The following is a 20,743-nucleotide window of genomic DNA, read 5'->3' as shown; positions in this document are numbered from 1 at the left end:
TCTGACGTGTTTTTGTTGGGTGCCCGTGACATCTTTGAGCTTTGTGCTGCCCTAGAGGTTTCTCCGAGCAAGAAAAAGGGTCAAAATTTCGTTACCGACCCCGGAACGGTGCGGCGCATTGCGGCCACGGCGGGCGTTTCTCCAGGTGACACCGTGGTGGAAATTGGCCCGGGGCTGGGTTCGTTGACTCTAGCCTTGTTGGAACAGGGCTGCAAAGTTATCGCTATCGAGATTGACCAGCGCCTCGCGGCCGCCCTGCCGGTGACGGTGAGTCAACATGGCGCGAACAGTGCAGACTTGTGCGTCATGACGCAAGACGCTCTCGAAATTAGGGGGGTCTCCGACCTAGATATCCCCGCAGGGTGGGCTACACCGCGCCAGTTGGTAGCAAACTTGCCCTACAATGTGGCCACCCCCCTGCTGTTGCATTTCTTGGAAGTTTTGCCAGGCCTGGAGGGCGCGCTGGTCATGGTGCAAGCCGAAGTGGCTGACCGTTGGGTGGCCGGAGTCGCTGACGCGGCATACGGGGCGCCGAGTGTGAAACTGGCCTGGTGGGGCAGAGCCAAACGTGCTTTTAAAGTGGGGCGAAATGTGTTTTATCCCGCCCCGAATGTGGACTCGACCGTAGTGGATTTTCGGCGTTTAGAGGTACGTCAGAGACTGCTGGAGGACCTGAAAGTTAGCCCCGAAGGCTTGACAGATGAGGCAGTCGAAACGTTAAGGAAGGAAGTATTCGCAGCGGTGAACGCGGCATTTTCTCAGCGCCGCAAGACCTTGCGGCAATCTTTGGCTGGGTATGCCGGCTCCCCTGATGAGGCTGTTGCTTTGCTTGAAGCAGCTGGTATTGCGCCGGGCCTACGTGCCGAACGTCTCAGCGTCACAGACTTCACAAAAATCGCGGCCGCGAAACTTTATGGAACGAGCGATACAAAATGAGCGGAGTGAGAATTCTCGAAAACCAATCGGGGCGGCGCCTTAAAGTGTTTGCTCCCGGAAAGGTCAACCTGCTGCTCCGCGTGGGGACGCGACCCCCCGGACAGCCCCGCCACGAACTATTGACGGTATTTCAGTGCCTAGACCTCGGGGAATACTTGACTGTGGAGCCCCATGATACAGGCGAAACCGATGTGGTGCACACCGTGCTGGCGCCGGGATTGACCGGACCAAAGAATCTGGATGGACCGGAAAATCTGGCTCTCAAAGCACTGGAGGCCTTGCGGGATACCGGTGCCGAAGTGCCTTTCACTAGCATCACGATTGAGAAAAATATTCCGGTGGCGGGCGGTATGGCTGGCGGGTCAGCCGATGCCGCTGGAGTGCTCTACGCGGCGAACCTTCTGTACCAACTGGGATTCACCCTCGCTGAGCTGCAGTCTCTGGGGGCGAAACTGGGCGCGGACGTGCCTTTCGGCCTAACCGGGGGAAACGCGTTGGGGCTCGGCTTCGGTGACAATATGCATAGTTTACCGGGCGGTACAAAATGTTATTGGGTCCTAGCTGTTTCCCACCGTGGACTGTCCACACCAAAAGTCTTTGAGGCTTTCGACGGGCTGGTTCCCCATCCGCAGCCGCTGCCCGCTGGGCTCTCACCAGACTTTTTGGCAGCTCTGGACGGGGACATCGCCGAGCTGGCCGGATACCTTCACAACGATCTGCAGGCCGGTGCCCTGAACATTTTCCCTGAACTATCCCAGATCATCGCCGCCGCAGAACAGGCCGGGGCTTTGAAAGCTATCGTTTCTGGCTCTGGTCCGACCATCGCCGCCCTGTGCCCGGACGCACCCTCCCAAGAAAAAGTGGCGCAGAGGCTTGGCACCCACCCTTTGGTAGCACGAGTTTTCAGTGCTGTTGGACCGGTAAACGGCGAATATCAGGGCTCCTCATCCGCAAGATTTAACTAGTGAAAAGGGGAACTTACACAGTCTTAACAATTTAAGCAGGTAAGTCCTAACGCGAGTTTCCTAACCTAGAGACGCTAATACAGTTTCAGGAAAGGAAAACCCTTGAACAAGAAATTTTCTCTGATGGCAGGCGCCGCTATCCTGGTCAGCGCCTCATTGGGATTGACAGCTTGTGGCGGCAGCGCGGTAAACGCGGAAAACACCGCAGACAAGACCAAGTATCAGGCAGCTGCTTCCATTGATGACTTTGGGGGAATGGAAGGGCTGGAAAAAGCGGCTAAGGCAGAGGGTCAGTTGAACCTCATTGCGCTGCCCCACGACTGGTCAAACTGGGGGGGAGTGATTGAGGCGTTCAAAAAGAAATATCCCGAAATCACCGTAAACGAACAGAGCCCCAATGCGTCTTCGAAAGAAGAAATTGATGCCATTAAGACGAACGCCGGGACGGATAAAGCTCCGGACACCGTTGATGTTGGTTTAGCCGTAGCCGTGGATTCCACCCAGTATTTCGCGACGTATGAAACTCAAGGGGCAGCAAAGATTGATCCGAAACTTAAGAATAAAGACAAGCTGTACACCCCTGATTACACCGGTGTGATGTCTCTGGGCTGGAATAAGACCAAGTACGGTGATGTCAAGTCCATTGAGGACTTGAAAGACCCGAAGTTTGCTGGCGTCGTCTCGCTCAACGGCAAACCCGCGGAAGCCGGGGCGGCATTCAATGGCTTTATTATGGCGAATCTGGCCAATGGTGGGGATTTGCAAAACCTCCAGCCGGGTCTGGATTTCTTTAAGGAACTCAAGAGCCTCGGCAACTTGAACACCATTGATGTAACCTCGGCCACCATCGATTCCGGTCAGACCGCCGCGGTGTTCGACTGGTCCTACAACCAAATTTCGACTCGTGACCGCTTAAAGGGTCAAGGAGTTGAATGGGGAGTAATCGTGTTTCCTGGCACCGAGGTCGGCAGCTATTACCAGCAGGCCATCAACAAGGAAGCTCCCCACCCGGCCGCGGCACGTTTGTGGCAGGAGTTCCTCTATACTCCAGAAGCTCAGAACCTCTGGATGAAGGGCGGGGCAATGCCGGTGCTGATGGAACAGATGGAAACGGACGGCACCATTGATGCTGACGCCAAAGCCACCTTGATCGAAACCTCTAAGCCTCCGTTGACCTACAGCCCGGATGATTCGGCTCGAATCACCACTTGGTTGCAGCAGAATTGGGACAAGGCTATTGGTAACTAAGCCTGTTCAAGAAGATACACGGCCAGGGAGCTCGGATACTGATCCGGGCTCCCGGCTCGTGCCTACAGACGTAAAACCAGAGGTCAATAAACGAACTGGTTGGCGCGGACAGTTACTAGCCGAGTCAAAGACCTGGTACCCCTCGTCGGGGCGGCGGCGCAAGTCCACGAACCTGGTCACTATCCCGTTTTTCCTCTATGTGGCAATATTCTTGCTCACCCCCACTGCAATCGTGATTGCGGGAGCCTTCACCAGCGCGACGGGGGGATTTACCTTGACAAACTTGGCGCGTCTGGGTGAAAAGAACACTCTAGAATCGCTGGGTACCTCAGTTTTTGTCTCCATCGCTTCGGCTTTGATTGGGGCCGTAGTGGGGGCACTGGCCTGTTATGCCCTGGTGGCTCGTTCCAGCCAAACCGGTTTGCTGCGCCGCCTAATCAATGCCGTATCTTCCGTATTGGCGCAGTTTGGCGGGGTCATGCTGGCTTTTGCATTCATCGCCACCATCGGGATTAACGGTATCGGCACTCAGATTCTGTTCGCGACCACCGGAATTCAGCTGGATCCTAACTGGCTGGCCTCCCTGCCGGGGCTGGTGCTGGTGTATTGCTACTTCCAGATTCCCCTGATGATTATCGTGTTCTTACCGGCGATGGACTCGCTGCGTCCCCAGTGGAAGGAAGCGACCGTGAACTTGGGGGGCTCGACTTGGGACTATTGGTTCCGGGTGGCGGGTCCGATTCTGTGGCCGCGATTCCTCGGTGCCTTTTTGCTGTTATTTTCAAACGCTTTTTCTGCTTACGCCACCGCGGCAGCACTGTTTACGCAACGCTCCATCCTGGTGCCGCTGATGATTCAAAGCGCACTGCGTAACGAGCAAGACATCGGGCAAAACGGGTTCGCGCAGTCCCTCGCCCTGTTGATGGTGGTCGTAGTGGCTGTGGTGATGACAGCTTACGCACAACTGCAAAAGAGGACGGCGAAATGGGAGTAAACCTCACGAATTCCGTAAATTCTAAAGCGGAGACCCTGCTGGCAGCCCCTTCAACCGAGGTCACGTCACACCGGGCAAGCCGTAAGTGGCAGACGCCCCTGGGCGTAGCAATTTACCAGTGGGTAATCCTCGTCGCCGTACTGCTGTTTTTATTTATACCACTGCTGGGTATGTTAATTTTTTCGGTGCGGTTTCCCCTCACCGGGGCATGGTCAGGCGGGGCTTGGCAATCCATCTTTAGCTTGTCGGGGACCACCGCTTCCGGGGCAGATATGTCGATTCTGTGGGACGGTGTGTTGAATTCCTTGGGATTGAGCGTGTTTACGGTGGTGCTGATGCTGGCTTTGTTGTTGCCAACCATGCTGGCGCTAAAAATCCGCCCTTCCAAACTGTCTCGCGTGGTGGAGTTTATTTGCCTGCTTCCCCTCGCGATTCCCGCCATCGTGTTGGTGGTCGGTCTAGGGCCGATATATCGATTTATTTCGATTAACCTGTTGAACACGCATCCAATCTGGCTAGCTTTTGCCTACACCATCTTGGCGCTACCCTTCGCGTACCGGGCGCTCGATGCCGGGTTCTCGACGATTCCGGTAAAGACCCTGGTTGAAGCCGCGCGTTCCCTAGGGGCACCGTGGTCTACGGTCATGTTCAAAGTCATTATTCCCAACCTTCGCGGAGCCATTGGGGCCGCATCCTTTATCACTATTTCTGTAGTGCTGGGAGAGTTCACCATTGCGTCGCTGTTGAATCGCAACAATCTGCAGGTCGCTATTTTCCAGTTGGGTCAAGACGACTCTATGACGGCAACCGCGCTGGCTCTGCTGACCATGGTGTTTGGCATCGTGGTGTTGATGATGTTGGAAATCGTGAGCTACGAATTGAAAAAGAAGAGAGAGAAAAATGCCAAATGAGGCTGTTGGTGCCGAGGTTGAGCTTCGGGATCTGAACAAACAATACGGACGCACCCAGGCGCTGGATCATTTCAACTGTGAATTCCACAGTGGGGAACTCGTTGTGCTGCTGGGGCCCTCAGGATGCGGGAAAACGACCGCGTTACGGGCTCTGACAGGCTTAATGCAGGTCGACTCGGGCCACATTGTGGTCAACGGGCGAGACATCACCCACACCTCCGCGGCAAAGCGGAATATGGCGATGGTGTTTCAACAGTATTCCCTGTTTCCCAATATGACAGTACGCCAAAACGTAGAGTTCGGGCTGACGGTGCGCAAGGTCGACTCTAAACGTCGCGTCCATCAGGCTATGGAAGCCCTGGAGATGGTGGGTCTGGCTAACCAAGCTGATAAGTACACCCACCAGATGTCCGGGGGTCAGCAGCAGCGGGTTGCCCTGGCACGAGCTTTGGTGTTGCGACCCGCGGTGTTGGCTCTCGATGAGCCGCTCTCGGCTTTGGATGCCAAAGTGCGGGTACAGTTGCGCGGAGAAATCCGCCGACTTCAGCTGCAATCTGGGTTGACGACCCTGTTCGTGACGCACGACCAGGAGGAGGCTTTGGCTGTGGCCGACCGGGTCGGTGTGATGAAAGACGGCAAGCTGCAGCAAATTGCCGAGCCTTGGGAGTTATATAACGAGCCCGCAAATGAGTTTGTGGCGACTTTTATCGGTGAATCGAGCCGTATTCCCGCTTTGATTCGGGATGGTTCGGCTTTTGTAGGGGACCAAGAAATTCCGATTCTGAAAGCCTCGACGAAACGAACCAACGGTGAGGCCACAATTTTGGTGCGTCCCGAATCCGTGCAGCTGGAGATGGTGCAGCCCAACGCCCCCCGATTAGCCAATCAAGGCGTGGTGAAAAACCTGACTTTCCTGGGATCTACCGCGAAAGTCGAGGTAGAGATGCCTTCGGGAATCACGTTGACATCTCAGATAACGCCTTCGGAATCCATGATGGTCACGAAGGGGCAACGTGTGGCGCTGCGGATTGAGCCGAAAGCTGTATTGGCGGTGTCTCCTGACGACGTCCCCCAGGCGGACCCTATCAAAGTGGTGACGAAGGTCGAGGACAGACAACCCTCTCAGGTTTCCTAGCGAGATTGGGCATCGAAGGGGAGCAGCACCGCCCGCAACAGCCGAGCCAATTCGTTTACGTCCGCTTCGGATAGATCGCCTAACCAATCCCGTTCCGTAGCCATCAGCTTGGTTATCGCCGCATCAGCGTGCCTCTTGCCGTCTTCGGTGAGTTCCACCAAAATGGCGCGGCGATCCTCCGGATGGGCGCAGCGACGAACCAATCCGCGTTCTTCCAAACGGTCGATACGATTCGTCATAGTCCCCGAGGACACCAGCGATTGCTGCATAAGTACGCCTGGGGTCAAGGAAAAGGGCTCTCCTGCCCGGCGCAGGGCGGAAAGCACATCGAAAGCCCAGGGCTCCAAGTCTACTGAAGAGAATGCTTCACGACGTGCCTGGTCGAGGTGACGGGCGAGGCGGGAGACTCGGGAGAACACTGAAAGCGGAGTTAAATCAGCACGGGGCAGCAGGGAGCGCCAAGCCTTGAGAATGCCGTCGACTTCGTCACCATCGGGTAAAGCGGAGGGGGGAACCATAGCACCGTCCTATTGCGGGAAAAAACTTCTTTAATAATACTTGAGGTCGAGAATCTTTGTCGCGGAGAAAATCTTTGTGGCCCCGAAATACTTTCCTGGGGACTATTGGAAGTCTTTAGAGGGGTGCTTGCAAAGTATAAAAATATTGCGAGTACTGCACGTACTTGCGATGCTAGCGACATACGGGAAAGTTAAGCAGCCTCGACTTTCTAAAAAAGTTGAAAAATGGCAAAATAGACGGGCGCTGTTTCCGACCGCAGTTGGCGGCGCATTCCGCCCTGGTGTAATGGCAGCACAGAGGTTTTTGGTACCTTTAGTCTGGGTTCGAATCCTGGGGGCGGAACTTTTTGCTTTTTAGGGACGGGCAAGGCGTTAGGATAGGAACATGACCAACGTCAGCACCATCGTTATCTTGGCGGCAGGCCAAGGCACTCGTATGAAGTCAAAGAAAGCCAAGGTTCTGCACTCTTTCGCGGGGCGCACCCTGCTTTCCCACGCTATCCATACCGCTATGGAAGTCGAACCGGAACGCATCGTGGTGGTAGTTCGTCACCAGGCCGAGGCCGTGGCTGCCGAAGCTCAGGCGGTTAATCCCGACATCGTGATTGCCCATCAGGACGATGTGCCCGGCACCGGTCGGGCCGTGTGGTGCGCCTTGCAAAAGCTAGAGGAACTGGGGGCTGCGACAGGGACTTTGGTGGTGACTTCCGCCGATGTGCCCCTGCTTGATTCCTCCACGATCCTGTCCCTCGCGGAAACTCGCGAGGACGAAGGGGCGGCCTTGTGCTTGCTGACTACGGAGATAGCCAACCCCTTCGGTTACGGCAGAATTCAGCGGGTAGCGGGACACGTCGCCGGTATCGTTGAGGAACGCGACGCGACTTACGCTCAGAAGCAAATCAAAGAAGTCAACGCGGGGATTTATGCTTTCGACGCCGAATTCTTAAATCGCTGCTTACCGACCCTGTCGACAAACAACGACCAAGGGGAAATCTATTTGACCGACACCATCAAAGCGGCTCGAAACGAAGGTCTCAGGGTCTCTTCGGTGTTGCTGTCAGACACGGCGCAAGCGGAAGGTTGCAACGACCGGGCACAGCTGGCCGAACTGCGGGCCGAATACAATCGCCGCCGCACTCGGTATTGGATGCTGCAGGGCGTCACCATTATCGATCCAGCCACGACATGGATTGATGCCGACGTGACCATCGGACAGGACACCACGATTTACCCCAATACGCAGCTGCGCCGCCACACCAGCATTGGCGAGGACTGCCGTATCGGACCGGACTCGACCCTTATCGACATGAAAGTCGGAGACGACGCGGAAGTCTTTCGGGTACACGGGCTGTCCTCTGAAATCGGAGCCCATTCCTACATCGGTCCCTTCACCTATCTGCGTCCGGGAACCATCCTGTCGGAAAGCACAAAGGTCGGAGGCTTTTGCGAAACGAAAAACATCCAAGTCGGGCGAGGCACCAAGATTCCCCACCTGTCTTATGTGGGGGACGCCACCATTGGGGAAGGCACCAACATCGGCGCCGCCACTATCTTTGCAAACTACGATGGGGTACATAAGCATCACTCCAATGTCGGGTCGCACTGCCGGACCGGCGCTAATAACGTGTTCATTGCCCCGGTCAATATCGGAGACGGTGTTTATACCGGCGGAGGAACCATCGTCCGTCAAGACATCCCGGAGGGGAACTTAGCGGTCAATGACTTTCAGATGCGCCAAATTCCCGGCTGGGTCGCAAAGAATCGTCCTGAAACTATCGCCGCCATCGAAGCGATGCGGGCTGAGCAAGCCGGAGGGAATCCCCCAGACAAGACGGATGGTGCGAAATAGTTCCGGTGGACGAAAGGGACGATAAAAGCCATGATTAATACCTTTGCAGCAACAGAAAAACTCCGATAAAAGAAGGGCACACGAATGGCAGAGTTGTTTGATACCCCGCGCAAGCGTTTGGTGATTGTGTCGGGTCGATCGCACCCCGAACTGGCTGAACAGGTTGCCAAAGAACTTGACGTGGAGGTGCTGCCGACTACGATTTACGACTTTGCCTCCGGCGAAATCTATGTGCGGTACAACGAGTCGGTCCGCGGCTGCGATGTGTTTTGTATCCAGTCGGTTTCCGGCAATGTCTCTAAGTGGTTGATGGAACACTTCATCATGATTGATGCCCTGAAACGAGCCAGCGCCAAGCGCATCACTGTGGTTGCTCCGCTGTACCCTTATGCCCGTCAAGATAAGAAACACCAGGGACGCGAACCGATTTCGGCGCGTCTGATTTCGGATTTGTACAAGACTGCCGGAGCGTCCCGTTTGATGAGTATCGATATGCACGCCTCACAGGAACAGGGTTTCTTTACCGGCCCGGTGGATCACCTCCAGGCGATGCCGGTGCTGATTGACTATGTCCGCACCCGCGTGGATTTGAACAATGTGACCGTGGTGTCCCCGGATGCGGGCCGGATTCGCGTGGCTGAAAAGTGGGCGAACCGCTTGGGCGGATACCCTCTGGCTTTCGTGCACAAGACTCGTGACACCTCCCGTCCCAATGTGGCCGTGGCCAACCGGGTGGTGGGTGATGTTGAAGGGCGCACCTGCGTGCTGGTCGATGACTTGATTGACACCGGTGGGACGATTGCGGAAGCCGTGGGAGTTTTGAAGCACGCCGGAGCCAAGGATGTGCTGGTAGCGGCGACGCACGCGGTGTTTTCTGATCCAGCGGCAAAGCGCCTGAGCGAATGCGGAGCCCGCGAAGTTATCGTTACGGATACGGTGCCGATTCCACCGGATAAGTGTTTCCCGCAGCTCAAGGTTTTGCCGATTGCGCCGTTGCTGGCTCGGGCAATTCGTCAGGTCTTTGAGGAAGGCTCCGTGACCGCCCTGTTCGAGTAAAACGGGCGTGAGTCCCCGGAGTCTAGGGGTGCATGAGGAATCCCTGTGATTCGATGTCATCCAGGATGGAGGCGCGGCGGTTGCGTACCTTGCCGAGTTTCTGGAAGATTTGATTCGTAAACTTGTCCTCACGCCTGCCTTATTGCGCAGGTCATAGTATTCGCGCATCTGCGCGTCGTAATCCTTGAGTGCTTCCAGGTAGGAATCCGGACGCACATAAGTGTCGGTCATGACCCGGAACTCTTTGGGCATCCGCGGTTTCGGTTGCGGTTCTTCGCCGGGGTATCCCAAGGTTAGGCCCAGTACCGGGAAAGTATAGGGAGGCAGTCCGATAGCCTCGATTACCCCCTTGGGCTCGTTCAAGATATTGCCTAAAATATTTGCTCCCAACCCCAGAGACTCGGCCGCCACTACCACGTTTTGAACCATGAGAACCGCATCGGTGAAGGCTTCCTGGAACGTATCTATCGTGGCAGCCGATTGGGGGTATAAGCCCATTTCCTCCAGAATAGCTGCGCCCCGGGCTAAATCCGCGATAAACAGCAGATACTCCGGAGCGCGGGCAACATATTCCTGACCACCGATTTCAGCCAGCTTTTCGCGTTTTCCTTGATCCTTAATCCGAATAATTGAGGCACTCTGAATCCCGCGGGACGTAGGGGTGTGCATGGCTACGTCCATAAGGGTTTGGAAAGTGTCCTCGGGGATGGGATCCGATTTGAACTCGCGGATGGTGCGATGTTCTAGCTGGACATCGATGGTCTCATTCATGAAATCATTGTTTCATACTTTACCTTTAGGTATACCCAAATAATGAATCTAGTCAGATTAATATTTGCACAGCGAGAGACGCAGGAGGTTACCGTTTGTGCAAATTAGTAAAATTGCGGTGTTTTCGCTATCATTGAGGGGTTGCCTCGGCGAGGGGGAGCGCGGCGGTAAAACCGCGGCGTGAACCGTTATCGACGCGGCCCGGTAACTTTGCTGGATGCCCTTCGCCCGCTTTTGCTTTTTGAGCAGAGCGGGTTTTTCTGTCTTATGGCAGGAACGGAGTCGTCTGCTCACCCGTGAGGGGAACAACGAGACTTTGGAAAGGTTAGCCCGCAACAGAATTCCGCGGTCCTCCCGGGAAAACGCAAACTGATTACATATTTTGGAGGATACAAACATGGCTGATAACCCCACTTTGCAAGTTGAAGAGCGCACGGATTTCGGTAAGGGCTTTGCTCGCCGCGCTCGAGTTGCTGACAAGATTCCGGCAGTACTCTACGGTCACGGCACGGATCCGGTGCACCTGTTGCTGCCCTACCACGACACTTTCCTGCTGGTTAAGGACAACGCTAACGCCGTTATTTCCCTGAAGGGACTGAAAGACCCGGCGATGGTCCTGGTCAAGGACATTCAGCGCCACCCGGTAAAGCGCCAGATTATGCACATGGACCTGTTGCTGGTGAAGGCCGACGAAAAGGTGGACGTGGAAGTGCCTATCGAGATCATCGGCGAACCCAAGTCCGGTTTGGTCGCCAACCAAGACCTGTTGAACATGGAAATTTTTGCTCCGGTTATTGCTATTCCGGAAAAGATCGAGGTCAGCGTGGATGGCTTGGAAGATGGCGTGGTGTTGAGCGTTGCCGACATCAAGCTGCCTGAGGGTGTGGAAGCCAAGAGCGATCCGGAAGCGATCGTTTTGAGCGTTACCACTCCGCAGGAAGTTGACATTCCCGAAGCCCCGACGGCGGAAGAAGAAACTACCGAGGCTGAAACTGAGGAAGAAACCGAAGAATCTGCTGAGTAATAGCGGTTTTCTGACACTTACTTGGATTGCTGATGAGCCCCACTCACGAACCACGTTTGGATCCCTCTCGTCTGGTGGACAAGGAGGGAACCTGGCTCGTGGTGGGGCTCGGCAATCCCGGTGAAAAATATGCCGGAACCCGGCACAACTGTGGGTATATGGTCACGGATCGCTTTGTGGGGCAGTCTGGTCAGGCGTATCGGAATCAGTCCCTGGCGCGTGCGGGAGTGGTGGCGCGCGTGGCGACAGTACGTTTGGGATACGGGGTTGACGCGCCCAAAATTATCGTGGCTCATACCGGCTCGTTCATGAACGAATCCGGTCCGGGGGTGAAAGAACTGCTGGACTATTACCGGCTTGGCCCAGAGCGCCTACTGGTGGTCCATGATGAGTTAGACCTCGAAATGGGCTACGCCAAGCTAAAAGTTGGCGGCAGCGATGGCGGGCATAACGGGCTGAAATCCATCCAAAAGACTTTGGGCACGAAAGACTTTGCGCGTTTACGCATCGGGATTGGCCGTCCAGTCAAAATGCCCGGTGGGGGGTTTGACGTCATTAACTGGGTTTTGGGACGTATCCCGAAGTCTCAGCAAGGTATTCTTGATGAGGTTTTGGACCGAGCGGTACAATGCGTGACGGATATTGCGGAAAACGGTCTGGCAAAAGCTCAAGCCAGGTTACATTTGGGCAACCCCAAATAAAGGGGCGGCGCATTGAGGATTCTGGTCTGAGCTGAGGGGGTCAGGTTCATTCATGAGCTTGCACGGTTTGCTGAAGGCGACCGGGGCTGCTTTGGCAGGTCTGGAGCCAAACGCGGCGGAGTCGGGGTGTGAATATGTAGCACCCCCCGGTTTTTATGCCCCGCTCATCGCGGGTTTGCCCGGTGGCGGCAAAGAGCTAACCGTGGTCCTCGCGCCGAGCACCCGTGCCGCTACCCAATTAGCTCGTGAACTGGGAGCCTACCATGCCGGAGTGGAGTTGTTTCCCGACTGGGAAACGCTGCCTCACGAAAGACTTTCCCCCAGGGCCGACACGATGGCGCGCCGGATTTGGGCTTTACATCGGGTGACGCATCCCGACCCGCAAGATGCGGTGCATTTTTTGGTCATGCCCATGCGAGCCGCACTAGCCCCGGTGAACGCCCATATCGCCGACTATCCTCTGTTTATGGTGCAGGTGGGAGACACTTATGACCGTGACACTATGGCTGCGGATTTGTTGCGTTTGGGCTACGAACGGGTTGATATGGTCGGGGCGCGCGGTCAGTTTGCCGTGCGTGGGGGTCTGATTGACGTCTTTTCACCCACAGCTGCCCATCCGGTGCGGATTGAACTGTTTGGCGACGAGGTAGACACCATTCGGGCGTTTACGGCAACGGATCAGCGAACTTTCGGCGGCGATATCCGGGAGCTGCACGCCCCGGCCTGCCGCGAGCTACTCCTCGACGATGCGGCGCGGGAACGGGCCGCCAGTCTGGCTGACCAAATGCCCCAAGCTGGCGAAATACTGAATCTGGCGGCCGAGGGAAAGTACGGCGAAGGCTTGGAATCCTTGAGCCCGCTGCTGGGTGCGGAAATGGTGCCTCTGTTTTCCCTGCTGCCGCCCGGAGCCCGTCTGGTGGCGACCGATCGTCCCCGTTTGGAGGCGCGCGCGAAAGAACTGGTGGAAACGACCCAAGAGTTTCTGGCAGCTTCTTGGTCGGCGGCCGCGGGTGGCGGGGAAGTACCCCTGGAGATTGAACAGGCTTCGTTTTTGACCTTGGAACAGCTCCATGCCGCTGCCCAAGAGGCGCGCATGGACACCGTGTTCGTCTCTCCTTTTGCGGTGGGCGAGAACGCTCAGAACGTGGGGGCGCAAATCGTGATGGAGCCTCCCGCCGGAGAAACTGGACTGATTGGTACAATCGGCGATTTGGTGTCAGAAAATTGGAACGTAGTGATCACTACGACCGGTAGGGGAATGGCGAGCCGTCTGCGGGATGTCCTTGGTGAGGCGGATGTCCCGGCGAAAGTAGTTGCGGACGCTATGTCGCCAAGCAGCGGCGCGGTACAGATCACGGTGGCCCCCCTGGACGAGGGCTACCAGGTTCCCGCAGCGCAACTGTTGGTGGTGAGCGAGGCACAGGTCTTGGGCAAAAAGAAGTCCCGCCACGCCACTGACAAGGCCAACCTTCCCGCCAGACGACGCAAAGCGATTGACCCTCTCACGTTGAACCGGGGCGACTACGTAGTTCACCTGCACCACGGCATCGGGCGTTTCGTAAAACTGGCGAAGCGCACCATGGGGCGGGGCCGGGAGACCACCTCGAAAGAATACGTGGTGTTGGAATACGCCCCCAGCAAACGCAACGGTCCCGCCGATCAGCTGTGGGTGCCTACTGATTCCCTGGACTTACTCTCGAAGTATGTGGGTGGAGAATCCCCGGCACTGTCAAAGATGGGCGGGGCTGATTGGGCAAAAACCAAGTCCAGAGCCCGGAAAGCGGTGAAAGAAATCGCTCGTGAACTGGTGCGTCTCTATGCCATTCGCCAAGCCTCCAAAGGGTATGCTTTCAGCCCGGATACCCCCTGGCAACGCGAACTCGAAGACAGTTTCGAGTTTGTGGAAACTCCCGACCAGCTCACGGTTATTGATGAAGTCAAGCATGACATGGAACAAACCGTTCCGATGGATAGGCTCATCTGTGGTGATGTGGGTTACGGAAAAACCGAGATAGCGGTTCGCGCGGCCTTTAAAGCCGTCCAGGACGGCAAGCAGGTGGCGATTTTAGCTCCGACGACCCTGCTGGTCAGCCAGCACGCCGAAACGTTTACGAACCGTTTTGCGGGGTTCCCGGTAACTGTAGCTGCGCTGTCGCGCTTTACCACAGCTAAGGATGCCACCCGGATTAAAGCCGGGTTGAAAGACGGCTCCATCGAAGTGGTAATCGGAACCCATGCCCTACTGTCGGGAAATGTCCGGTTCAAAGACCTGGGCCTGGTGGTGATTGACGAGGAACAGCGTTTCGGGGTGGAACACAAGGAAGCTCTCAAGGCTCTACGTGCTGACGTTGACGTTTTGACGATGAGCGCCACCCCGATTCCACGCACCCTCGAGATGGCCATCACCGGGATTCGTGGCATGAGCACCCTCACCACCCCGCCGGAGGACCGCCACCCGGTCTTGACCTACGTGGGAGCCTACTCGGATAAGCAGGTCGCGGCCGCTATCCGGCGCGAACTGTTGCGTGACGGGCAAGTATTTTTCGTACATAACCGGGTGCAATCCATCAATAGGATTGCCGCTCACCTCGCCGAGCTGGTGCCCGAAGCACGGATTCGGGTGGGTCACGGGCAGATGTCGGAAAAACAGCTGGAATCGGTGATGGTGGATTTCTGGAACCAAGAATTCGATGTGCTGGTTTCCACGACTATTGTCGAAAACGGGTTGGATGTGACCAGCGCCAACACAATCATCGTGGACCATGCGGACCGCTTTGGCCTGTCCCAGCTGCATCAGCTGCGCGGACGAGTCGGCCGCGGGCGGGAACGTGGCTACGCTTACTTCCTCTATCCGCCCGGCACCACTATGAATGAAACGGCTTTTGAGAGGCTGAAAACGATTGGAACCAACACTGGGCTGGGATCCGGGATGGCCATCGCTACGAAAGACCTGGAGATTCGCGGGGCCGGTAACCTGTTGGGCGGCGAACAGTCCGGACACATCGCTGGAGTAGGTTTTGACCTGTATGTGCGCATGGTGGGCGAAGCGGTGGCGACCTATAAGGGTCAGGAAGCCCCCGAAGACACCAGTGTGTCCATTGAGCTGCCCATAGATGCCTACATTCCCGAGGACTATCTGGATGTGCAGTCGCTACGACTCGATGCCTACACGCGTCTGTCCTCGGCCACCACGGATACGGAAATCGACCAGTTACTGGAGGAAATGACCGACCGCTACGGACGCCCTCCGCAACCGTTGGAACGCTTGGGGGCAGTCGCGAAACTGCGGAACCTGGCGCGGACCCAAAAGGTGCAAGAGATTAAGGTGATGGGCAAATTCATTCGCTTTAAGCCCGTAGAACTGGCTGATTCGCAGATGGCGCGTCTGCAGCGCTTGTATCCGGGGGCGCGGGTGAAACTGACGACGCGCGAATTATTTATACCCGCCCCAACCAGGAAAAATGGGTTGAGCGAAACTCCCATTGTGGACCGAGAGCTCATGGAATGGGTAGAGAAAGTCATTCGAGGCGTCATTAAACCCCTAGTTTAAAATTCCCTCCCCGGTCAAAGAAAAGCTAAGATGGGAACGTTGGGCCGGACTATTGAAGGGAAAAACGATGGCGGAACAGTCCCTCGTGACCAAAACCACTAAAGCAGCAACCAAGCTGATGACGGGCGTTGCCGCGTTGGCGCTCGCGGGAGGGCTGCTGAGCGGATGCGAAGCAAAACCAGGAGTAGCCGCCTATGGTGATGGATGGGTCGTCACCGAAGCTCAGATCGGAACAGTCACCAAAGAACTAGCCGAAGCGGGAATAAACCTCAACGACACGCCAGATTTGCAGACCGCACGCATTTATGCTCTGCGCTACCTGCGGACTCTCAATGAAGGTGGCAAGGATTTGCTCTCGCAGTGCCCGCAGCTTGACGAGGTTAAAACCGACCTGTTCAAGGTGAACCCCGCAGAGATGTCCCCGGAAACTCGAGATGTCATGCAACTGTTGCTGTGTGCCACCGCCACTGATCCGAAGGTCGCTGAAGAGCTGGGTGTGCCACCAGTAGATTCGCAGTTAGCGGCCCAGATTGAACGTGTCTATCAGGCTGGTTTTGACCTTAACAACACGAAGCTGTCGAATCGGATGAATCAATCTATCCAGATAATCCAGCAGCGTGCCGCGCAGATGCAGATGATGGGTCAAGCGCAGCAGTAGGCGAAAACTGCGGCGAGAGCTGGAAAGCTAATTCGAGAATAATTTTGTTTGTCCGGGGAGAAATCCCCGGACAAATGCGCATTTTTACGAAAGAATAGTAGTGGCTGCCTGCGCCCTATTCGGGGTGGAGCGGCGAAACATTATCAACCTTTCACATAAGGAGACTCAGTTGGCAATCATCGAAAGCATTTACGGTCGCGAAATTCTTGATTCCCGCGGTAACCCCACGGTTGAAGTAGAACTTGAGTACGAAGGGGGTATGGTTCGCGCTGCGGTTCCTTCCGGTGCATCGACCGGCCAGTTCGAAGCGGTGGAACTCCGTGATGGTGATAAAGGACGTTACCAGGGCAAAGGGGTACTAAAGGCAGTCAAGGCCGTGAACGATATTATTGCCCCCGAACTGGTGGGGTTTGATACCGTCGAACAGCGCTCAATTGACGCGGCAATGATGGACCTGGACGGTACCCCCAATAAGGGCAAGCTGGGGGCGAATGCGATTCTGGGCGTGTCCCTGGCAGCAGCGAAAGCCTCAGCCGAGGACGCCGGTTTGGAACTGTTTGAATACCTCGGCGGTCCCAACGCTCACGTCTTGCCGGTGCCGATGATGAATATTTTGAACGGCGGTTCCCACGCGGATTCCAACGTGGACATTCAAGAGTTCATGATTGCGCCGATTGGTGCCGAAACGTTCGCCGAAGCGCTACGGATGGGCGCTGAGGTGTATCACTGCTTGAAGTCCGTTCTCAAGGATAAGGGTCTGGCCACCGGCTTGGGTGATGAAGGCGGGTTTGCGCCGAACCTGGAGTCTAACGCGGAAGCGCTGGATTTGATTCTGGTTGCTATCGAAAAGGCCGGTTACAAGCCCGGCAAGGACGTCGCGCTGGCTTTGGACGTGGCCTCTTCCGAATTCTACGAAAACGGCAAGTATAACTTTGAGGGCGAAGCCCGTGACGCGGCTTACCTCGAGAAATACTACGAGGAATTGATCGACAAGTATCCGATTGTTTCCATCGAGGATCCGCTGAACGAAGAAGCCTGGGAGGACTGGCAGAAACTCACCGCCGCCATTGGCGACAAGGTGCAGCTGGTGGGCGACGACCTGTTCGTCACGAATCCCGAGCGCCTAGAGCGCGGTATTAAGGAAGGCGTGGCAAACGCCCTGCTGGTAAAGGTCAACCAGATTGGTTCCCTGACCGAAACCCTTGAGGCCATCGAGATGGCTCACCGGGCGGGATTCCACACCATGACGTCGCACCGTTCGGGCGAAACCGAGGACACCACGATTGCGCACTTGGCGGTGGCGTCCAACGCTGGCCAAATCAAGACCGGCGCGCCAGCCCGTAGCGAACGTGTCGCCAAGTACAACGAGCTGCTGCGTATCGAGGATATGCTCGGCGATGCCGCCGTTTACGCCGGCAAGTCCGCATTCCCGCGCTTCCGCGGCTAAGTTCATTCCGTTTTCACAAGGTTCCCAGGCTGGTGGCATCATCAGCCTGGGAACCTTTTCCCTGCCAAGGCTCGCTAGCCCTCCCGGCGGGCTGATATCGCGAGTCCGGGGGTTATTGAGTGGCTTTGACGGGGCGCAAATCGTAGATGACCGCCCGGTGATCCGAGATGGGCAGGCGCAAAGCTCGCGGTTCGCTCACTAACTCCCAACCGTTTCCCAGCAGCTGATCTAAGGCAATCCACGGCTTATCAGCCGGATATGACGGGATAGCCCCGTGCAGCTGCGGGTGTTGTTCCGCAGGTAAAGGCTGCAGTACCTTGTCGATATGGTAATCACGCAGATTGAAATCCCCCATCAGCAGGCATGATTCAGGTCGCAGGTGGTAGAGAGAACGCCAGGCGCGCCGCAGCTGAGAAGCAGCCGTGGGACGGTGAATTTCCAGGTGGGTCGTGCCTAGCGCTACGGTCCCCAGCGGAGTAGCCAGCCGGGCCGCCAACAGCACTCGCATCTGACCAAACCGAATCCCGGTCCCTTTTGCAGCATCGGGAAGGTCACGTAACCCCTCGAGAAAGCCGTGAGAAAAACCCTTCCACGGGTCGCTGCCCCACACTATGCGTGCCCGAACTCTTCCGAGCCGTTTGAAATGCCAAGATTTCACCGGCCAGCGTGAGAGCAGGGCGATACCGTACCCGCTTTCCGCCTTTAGCTCGCTGTCCAAAGGGCGGCGGTGCAGGACTTGGGACTGGCCCGCGTAAGACGCCCCGATACGCCAATAGGGCAGGTGTAAAGATTCCGCCAGCACGCGTGCTTGGCGGACGTAACCGGAACGTCGCTGTCCTTTGTCAACTTCCTGCAACGCCAAAATATCCGGTTTTAATTTCTGGAGAACCCGGGCAGTCTGCCGAAAATTTTCCTCGGTCAGCTGGGTGCGGGTATTAACCGAACCCGATTTGAACAGGCTGCGGCACCGTTCCCCCAAGCCCCGGATAAATGCTTCTACCCGCGAATTTGCCTTTTGGACATCGGGCCATCCCTCCGCTGGGGTACCCCACTGCAAATTACAGGTAATAACCCGCAGGAAATCCGGATTCTGCAAAGTTTTGGGGGTCGAGCGGGTGGGGGCAGAAGTGGCTTTTCGAGAGCGCTTATTTCGGCTCATTTCTGAGCCTCCTCACCAGGTGGGGTGGCGTCTTTACGTGCGGTGTCGCTATCAGCATTCGGTTTGGGTTCATGTTGCTTCGGCCCCGTGACAAGTTTGCGGCGTTCCTCTGCGTCAGGAGTTCCGGAATAGAGCCGGTCACAAGTCATCGTGGCGGTGGTGCTCATCAACTTGGTATCTTGCAGGGCATCTTGGGAGGGGAGAAGCTGTCCGGGCGTTTCGCTCATGCTTTCGTCCAGACGCCGTGCCTTAGAGCGCCAGGAGCGGCGTTTTTCCTGGATTTTGCGGGCATACTGGTCTAAAAGCGGCTCTCCGTAAGGGTTAGTCGGGACAGCTTCGTGCTCTTGTTTCGCGGCGGCTGCGGCGTGACGATCCCCATTCGCTTCCCGGATTGTGGCGATAGCCAGTTCACGAGCCTGTTTTTCAATCTCGATTTCATCGACAGGCAGATGCACTTCCGTCACGGTTTCAGTTTCCACGCGGCGACGCGGCAAGGCATAGGGGGCTTCGCTTTGAATCCACTCAATCAGGCGTTCTCGTAGGAAGCACTTGAGATCCCACAAATCCCCGGAGTTCGCGGCGCTCGCCACCAAACGCACCAGCATGGTTTCTTCGGAACTGTCTGTGACCTGCACGCTGGCGGTGCGCCCATCCCACAAGTCCGTCTCGGACAACAACCGGTCCACTTCGTTGCGGAATGCCGCCAACGGCATACGCCAATCCACACGTAGCTCCACTACCCCCAACAAATTGGTGTCCCGTTTGGTCCAGTTTTCGAAAGGTTCCTCGGTAAATTTCTTGGACGGCAGGATGAGGCGGCGTTCATCCCACAGATGAATGACAATATACGTCAGCGTGATTTCTTCAACCGTGCCTTGCTGACCTTGGAAAACGACCACATCACCCACCCGAATCGGGTCGGAGAAAGCAATCTGGAGCCCGGCGAACATATTGGCCAACACCCCTTGTGCCGCAATACCAGCAATCAGGGAGATAATGCCCGCAGAAGCCAGCACCGACCCCATGGCCGCACGCGCTTCTGGGAACGTCAGCGCTATCGCGATAGCCCCGAAAACCCCAAAGAAAACTTGTGAAACTCGGTGCATGACTTGGGCCTGCGTCACCAGACGATTTGGCTTCGTCCCGCCCTCGAGGTGTGTCCGGGTCATGTCCTCCAGGACGGCGCACAGTTCAATCATCCACACCGTCACGGCAATAATCATGAAAATCAACAAGCCGTGTGAAATCGCGTCGTAACCAGGAACGTTGGGGTTGCGTACAGTCCATTGCCACCCAATCGTTGCCCCTAAGGCGATGCAGGTCAACGACCCGCCGACACGGGAACGACGTTCCAGATATTTAACCAGTCTGTGCTTGCGTCCCCAGCGACGTAACAAAAATCCGATAACTTGAGCAGCCACTAGTAAAGCCACGATACAGACCATACTGGCAGCCAGAACTGCCATAACGTCCAGGGACGTCTCCAAGACTTCCTTAACGGGGGTATCCGGGGTTGGATTGGGCTCCGGGGTCTGGCTGAACACAAAACTCATGTCTCTAGCATAGGTTATCGAGCTCGGGCTGACCGGGGGAAGCGAGGTTTTGCACTCGTGGCTTTTTTCACCTAAACTATTTCAAGTCCTTAGCCCCCTGGGCTTAGGCGACGCTCCTATCGTCTAGCGGCCTAGGACTCCGCCCTTTCACGGCGGCAACACGGGTTCAAATCCCGTTGGGAGTACAAGTAAGCCTTCGGGCTTGCGGTTTGAATGGCCCTGTAGCGCAGTTGGTTAGCGCGCCGCCCTGTCACGGCGGAGGTCGCGG

16 protein-coding genes, 2 tRNA genes and 1 pseudogene are annotated in these 20,743 nt (G+C 56.3%); 15 read left to right on the top strand and 4 right to left on the bottom strand.

From position 1 onward, the window contains the following. Window positions 1–6: 6 nt before the first annotated feature. The 6 genes from rsmA to RQ935_RS09425 all read left to right on the top strand — a co-directional run bounded on the left by rsmA (window position 7) and on the right by RQ935_RS09425 (window position 6,189). Complete coding sequence (gene rsmA / locus RQ935_RS09450; RefSeq protein WP_311498166.1) at window positions 7–936, top strand: 16S rRNA (adenine(1518)-N(6)/adenine(1519)-N(6))-dimethyltransferase RsmA; 930 nt, start codon at window positions 7–9, stop codon at window positions 934–936. Next, on the top strand, window positions 933–1,901 hold the full coding sequence (gene ispE, locus RQ935_RS09445) for a 4-(cytidine 5'-diphospho)-2-C-methyl-D-erythritol kinase (protein WP_311498165.1): 969 nt from the start codon (window positions 933–935) through the stop codon (window positions 1,899–1,901). Before rsmA ends, ispE begins: the two co-directional genes overlap by 4 nt. Before the next feature lie 102 nt (window positions 1,902–2,003). Beyond that, on the top strand, window positions 2,004–3,149 hold the full coding sequence (locus tag RQ935_RS09440; RefSeq protein WP_311498164.1) for an ABC transporter substrate-binding protein: 1,146 nt from the start codon (window positions 2,004–2,006) through the stop codon (window positions 3,147–3,149). Between the two features lie 58 nt (window positions 3,150–3,207). After that, window positions 3,208–4,143 (top strand): ABC transporter permease subunit, encoded by a 936-nt coding sequence (locus RQ935_RS09435; RefSeq protein ID WP_311498163.1) that lies wholly within the window; start codon window positions 3,208–3,210, stop codon window positions 4,141–4,143. Further along, window positions 4,134–5,054 (top strand): ABC transporter permease subunit, encoded by a 921-nt coding sequence (locus RQ935_RS09430; RefSeq protein WP_311498162.1) that lies wholly within the window; start codon window positions 4,134–4,136, stop codon window positions 5,052–5,054. Before RQ935_RS09435 ends, RQ935_RS09430 begins: the two co-directional genes overlap by 10 nt. Then, window positions 5,044–6,189, top strand: a complete 1,146-nt coding sequence (locus tag RQ935_RS09425; protein WP_311498161.1) for an ABC transporter ATP-binding protein — start codon at window positions 5,044–5,046, stop codon at window positions 6,187–6,189. The genes RQ935_RS09430 and RQ935_RS09425 overlap by 11 nt, the downstream gene beginning before the upstream one ends. Here the strand turns inward: RQ935_RS09425 and RQ935_RS09420 are convergent. Further along, window positions 6,186–6,707 (bottom strand): MarR family transcriptional regulator, encoded by a 522-nt coding sequence (locus tag RQ935_RS09420; protein ID WP_311498160.1) that lies wholly within the window; start codon window positions 6,705–6,707, stop codon window positions 6,186–6,188. The two genes, RQ935_RS09425 and RQ935_RS09420, sit on opposite strands and share 4 nt — an antisense overlap. A gap of 272 nt (window positions 6,708–6,979) precedes the next feature. Here RQ935_RS09420 and RQ935_RS09415 point away from each other — a divergent pair. The 3 genes from RQ935_RS09415 to RQ935_RS09405 all read left to right on the top strand — a co-directional run bounded on the left by RQ935_RS09415 (window position 6,980) and on the right by RQ935_RS09405 (window position 9,612). Beyond that, window positions 6,980–7,050, top strand: a tRNA-Gln gene (locus RQ935_RS09415). 42 nt (window positions 7,051–7,092) lie between these two features. Further along, a complete protein-coding gene (gene glmU, locus RQ935_RS09410) occupies window positions 7,093–8,556 on the top strand; it encodes a bifunctional UDP-N-acetylglucosamine diphosphorylase/glucosamine-1-phosphate N-acetyltransferase GlmU (protein ID WP_311498159.1) in 1,464 nt (487 codons plus the stop codon). 84 nt (window positions 8,557–8,640) lie between these two features. Next, complete coding sequence (locus tag RQ935_RS09405) at window positions 8,641–9,612, top strand: ribose-phosphate diphosphokinase (RefSeq protein ID WP_299295850.1); 972 nt, start codon at window positions 8,641–8,643, stop codon at window positions 9,610–9,612. A gap of 342 nt (window positions 9,613–9,954) precedes the next feature. Here RQ935_RS09405 and RQ935_RS09400 read toward each other — a convergent pair. Beyond that, window positions 9,955–10,383 (bottom strand): annotated as a pseudogene (locus RQ935_RS09400) (nitroreductase family protein); the annotation flags it as partial. A gap of 397 nt (window positions 10,384–10,780) precedes the next feature. Between RQ935_RS09400 and RQ935_RS09395 the strand changes: the two are divergent. The 5 genes from RQ935_RS09395 to eno all read left to right on the top strand — a co-directional run bounded on the left by RQ935_RS09395 (window position 10,781) and on the right by eno (window position 17,763). Beyond that, on the top strand, window positions 10,781–11,407 hold the full coding sequence (locus tag RQ935_RS09395; protein WP_299295846.1) for a 50S ribosomal protein L25/general stress protein Ctc: 627 nt from the start codon (window positions 10,781–10,783) through the stop codon (window positions 11,405–11,407). Window positions 11,408–11,439: 32 nt separating this feature from the next. After that, window positions 11,440–12,108, top strand: a complete 669-nt coding sequence (gene pth / locus RQ935_RS09390; protein WP_311498158.1) for an aminoacyl-tRNA hydrolase — start codon at window positions 11,440–11,442, stop codon at window positions 12,106–12,108. A 52-nt stretch (window positions 12,109–12,160) separates the two neighbouring features. Next, window positions 12,161–15,658 carry a transcription-repair coupling factor gene (gene mfd / locus RQ935_RS09385; RefSeq protein ID WP_311498157.1) on the top strand — a complete coding sequence of 1,166 codons (3,498 nt, stop codon included), beginning with the start codon at window positions 12,161–12,163 and terminating at the stop codon, window positions 15,656–15,658. Between the two features lie 67 nt (window positions 15,659–15,725). Further along, window positions 15,726–16,316: a hypothetical protein gene (locus RQ935_RS09380; RefSeq protein WP_311498156.1), complete on the top strand. Its 591-nt coding sequence runs from the start codon at window positions 15,726–15,728 to the stop codon at window positions 16,314–16,316. 169 nt (window positions 16,317–16,485) lie between these two features. Continuing rightward, window positions 16,486–17,763, top strand: a complete 1,278-nt coding sequence (gene eno / locus RQ935_RS09375; protein ID WP_311498155.1) for a phosphopyruvate hydratase — start codon at window positions 16,486–16,488, stop codon at window positions 17,761–17,763. Between the two features lie 112 nt (window positions 17,764–17,875). Here the strand turns inward: eno and RQ935_RS09370 are convergent, their stop codons facing one another. Further along, the gene (locus RQ935_RS09370; RefSeq protein WP_311498154.1) at window positions 17,876–18,922 is read right to left on the bottom strand and encodes an endonuclease/exonuclease/phosphatase family protein; all 1,047 of its coding nucleotides are present in this window, start codon (window positions 18,920–18,922) and stop codon (window positions 17,876–17,878) included. After that, window positions 18,919–20,475 (bottom strand): mechanosensitive ion channel domain-containing protein, encoded by a 1,557-nt coding sequence (locus tag RQ935_RS09365; protein ID WP_311498153.1) that lies wholly within the window; start codon window positions 20,473–20,475, stop codon window positions 18,919–18,921. The genes RQ935_RS09370 and RQ935_RS09365 overlap by 4 nt, the downstream gene beginning before the upstream one ends. A gap of 112 nt (window positions 20,476–20,587) precedes the next feature. Here RQ935_RS09365 and RQ935_RS09360 point away from each other — a divergent pair. Then, a tRNA-Glu gene (locus RQ935_RS09360) sits at window positions 20,588–20,660 on the top strand. The last annotated feature ends 83 nt before the right edge of the window (window positions 20,661–20,743 follow it).

Origin of the sequence: uncultured Mobiluncus sp. (genome assembly GCF_963511525.1) — a bacterium.
GTDB lineage: Bacteria > Actinomycetota > Actinomycetes > Actinomycetales > Actinomycetaceae > Mobiluncus.
Note: the sequence above shows the minus strand (reverse complement) of the source record. Positions and strands in the feature narration are given on the sequence as shown.